Origin of the sequence: Sulfobacillus harzensis, from assembly GCF_012933365.1 — a bacterium.
GTDB classification, from domain to species: Bacteria; Bacillota; Sulfobacillia; order Sulfobacillales; family Sulfobacillaceae; genus Sulfobacillus_B; species Sulfobacillus_B harzensis.
The window spans coordinates 1-2,869 of record NZ_JABBVZ010000206.1 but is presented as its reverse complement, the minus strand read 5'-3'; the positions used below and the strand labels follow the sequence as shown (position 1 = coordinate 2,869).

At 58.2% G+C, this 2,869-nt stretch carries 3 protein-coding genes; 2 read left to right on the top strand and 1 reads right to left on the bottom strand.

Annotated features, from left to right (window positions below; all coding sequences use genetic code 11):
• Positions 1–237: 237 nt before the first annotated feature.
• Positions 238–819 (top strand): nuclease-related domain-containing protein, encoded by a 582-nt coding sequence (locus HIJ39_RS25350; RefSeq protein WP_169103236.1) that lies wholly within the window; start codon positions 238–240, stop codon positions 817–819.
• Positions 820–1,557: 738 nt separating this feature from the next.
• Here HIJ39_RS25350 and HIJ39_RS22280 read toward each other — a convergent pair.
• Complete coding sequence (locus HIJ39_RS22280) at positions 1,558–1,971, bottom strand: DUF5655 domain-containing protein (protein WP_207711863.1); 414 nt, start codon at positions 1,969–1,971, stop codon at positions 1,558–1,560.
• A gap of 161 nt (positions 1,972–2,132) precedes the next feature.
• Here HIJ39_RS22280 and HIJ39_RS22275 point away from each other — a divergent pair, with 161 nt between their 5' ends.
• Positions 2,133–2,816, top strand: coding sequence for a transposase (locus tag HIJ39_RS22275; RefSeq protein ID WP_169103235.1), 684 nt, complete (start codon positions 2,133–2,135; stop codon positions 2,814–2,816).
• Positions 2,817–2,869 lie beyond the last annotated feature (53 nt).

The window sequence follows — 2,869 nt, the reverse complement described above, 5'->3', positions numbered from 1 at the left end:
TGATCTCTTGCACCCGCGCTTCCAGTTAATTACTGGCAAATCCCCAGCTTATCCGGATTAAATACCGAGAGACTATTCCACCATTCGCCGCGTTGATAATTGTCCTTACCAAGGTAAGGGACAATGTCGAACCATACTTGCCGATGGACCAAGGCGCGGTCCCCCGAAGTAGATCCTCATTCTGCCAGCATGATATAATTACCGACAATTTCTAGACAACAGGTCGGAGGGGACACCATGGCCCGGGTCTTTACTCAATCCGATGACCAAAAATCAGCATTTTTAAAACGAATTGAGGAGAAGGAGACGGCTAAGGTGCAACAGGTCCGTGAGCGCGTTGACGCCGAAACTCCGAAAATCCTCCATTGGGCATTCAAGCCGCTCGCGACGGCGATGGCCCGGACGAAACAGCGCCACGACAGCCAGCAGGGTGCCCGGGGGGAATTTGCCGTTAGCCTGCGACTATGGGCGCGTCTCCCGAAAAGCTGGGCAATCATAAGCGACGTAGTCCTTGAATACAAGCCCGGTGAATATGCCCAAATTGATCATATCGCCATTGGACCCGGAGGAATCTTTCTGATTGAAACAAAGGCATGGGATGGGGCGGTTTTGCTCAAAAACGACCAGTGTTTTCGAAAAGAAGCCGGCAAGTGGGTTAAAACGCACAGCCCCATCCATCAACACAAAACGCACCAGCGGCGATTTCACCAATGGTATGTGCTCCACGAGTTACCCCAGCCCCTCCCCCCATTGAGCCACTTGTCGTGTTCACACAGACCACGTGGCTGGTGGCCGACCAGTGCTCCATGCCGGTCCTAACGCCGAGACAAGCGCTCGCGTATCTGACTAGGGGCTCAGATGGCCCTCTTGATGAAGCGAGCGTCGATCGCATCGTGGACGAAATCCTCACGGTGACGCCTTTGCCGACCACCATGTACGATGCGCGCACAAGGTTTTCATCCACTACGGACACGCCCGTACCCTCGGAGCAGCCCACCCCATCGAATGCCATCCAGATACGCGAGGGGATGAACCGGGAGGGGCGGAAATATGTCCGTGTTCGAGGAACGCAGGAAGCGGCTCACAAAGTGTGGGAGCAATATGGTAAGCCAGGAAAGTTATCGGTGGACCGGTTCGATAAGGGTATCTTCTTCTTTTACTGCGACTGACCCGCCCTCATCCCAATGGTCGCCCTCATGCAAACGTTAAGGCATTTTCGCCCCCAAATCTCGTTCATTCGCACCATGAACCATTCCTGCCTTGTGAAGCTCCTCTCATGCTCTATACTTGGACGGGGCCATAAGGTGACGCACGTTGCGGACAAAGGCCTCGGGGTCCAACCATGCCTGATGGGGGGCGGGATATCAGCTTGGGTGATCTGCTCGGGGTCGATGCCCTCACCCACGTGGCGGTCGGCGACGTCGACTTAGACAATGCAGCCACGACTGGCAATTCGCATGCGAGGGCCGTAGCGAACCAATGCGGGTGCCGGGATCCGTTCGGGCGCATCCGCATAAACTGGGTGTCCGCGGCGGCGGAAGGACTGATGTGTCGGGGCTATCGAGTGAGATGTGCGCCGGCCCCGACCGCATACGCCTCCCGTATCCATGCCCGAAATTCGTCATCCATCTCCGCGCAGACCCTTACGCGAAAGTGATGCACATAGAGGCGCTGTGTATAGGGCGAACTCCGCAAGATTCGTGAATCAGTCACTTCCCGTTCGAGATCCAGGTAGCCGTCGAGATATTGGGACTTTGGCTTAACCCCGGCAAAGCCGCGACGGGCACCTTTGAAGGTGATGGCGGATTTGCTGACGGCGTAACTCACCGGGCCGCACGCTTCGACGATCGCGACAAACTGGCGATACAGCTCGCAGATATGCTCCGATTTCCCCATGAGATGGCGCTCGATGGTCCACACATCCGTATCCATGACCCCATTGTCGGACACTAGATCACTCTTGTCCATCATGTTCGTCATCATCCACATCACCCAAGCCTGCTTCGCTTCGGGCGCTCTCGCTCCCTGTGTTAAGTGAAATGAATCCGCGGCGATGTGACCGGGCCTGGAGACCGTCTCGCCCATCCTGAAACCGGTTATTGGGCTACAATGTGTCCATGGAGGTGATAGCCATGACGTCCGAGTACGACGCGGAACTTAAGCAACACGCGGTCCAATTGGTTCTCAGCGGGCAGTCCGGGGCGCAAGTGGCGCAGGACCTGGCGATCCCCACCGATACCCTGGCGCAATGGGTGAAGGAGCACCGCCGGGAGCATCCCTATCCGTTTCTGCGCCCCTGGCACACGATGCATCGAGACCGGGTTCGCCGGCGCCGGCACCGATTGCCGGGCAAGCCGTGGCCGGCTGCGTGGACCCCGTTAGACGAGTTTTATGGGGACGGCGCGTGGACGCTCAACGAAACGCACCGAGTGAGTCGGGCAGAACAGACCTACGAGATTTTGCTGCACTGGCACGAACGGATCATGGTCATTGACGCGAGCGCCGCCCAGCGCAACTGGTGTCCGCTGTGCCCGGCGGCGTGGGGCGACCCGGTCGCGCGCTTTCAGGTCCCTCCCGAGCGGCAGCCCTTTGACGGTGCCGTGGGGGCCCTCGGACAGTGGGATGCGTGGATCCGCCACCGATCCCACGGCGATTGGCTGATTACACCGGAGGCGGCGCAGGAATTGCACATTCACGAATACACCCGCCTCATCGCCGGCGATCCCCACTCGACCCTGGCCCGATTGACCGAGCGATTGGCGGCCACCCGGTCTCCCGGACTCCGCTTTTGCGCAGGACTGCGTCATAGTCGGTAACAATGGGATGATGGCGCTATTTTGGCAGTAATACTGGCGGAAAATCCCAAAAT

Excerpts from the sequence above, each read along its gene's own strand:
- HIJ39_RS22280 (WP_207711863.1), bottom strand. The coding sequence starts at position 1,971 with ATGATGGACAAGAGTGATCTAGTGTCCGACAATGGGGTCATGGATACG.
- HIJ39_RS25350 (WP_169103236.1), top strand. The coding sequence starts at position 238 with ATGGCCCGGGTCTTTACTCAATCCGATGACCAAAAATCAGCATTTTTA.
- HIJ39_RS22275 (WP_169103235.1), top strand. The coding sequence starts at position 2,133 with ATGACGTCCGAGTACGACGCGGAACTTAAGCAACACGCGGTCCAATTG.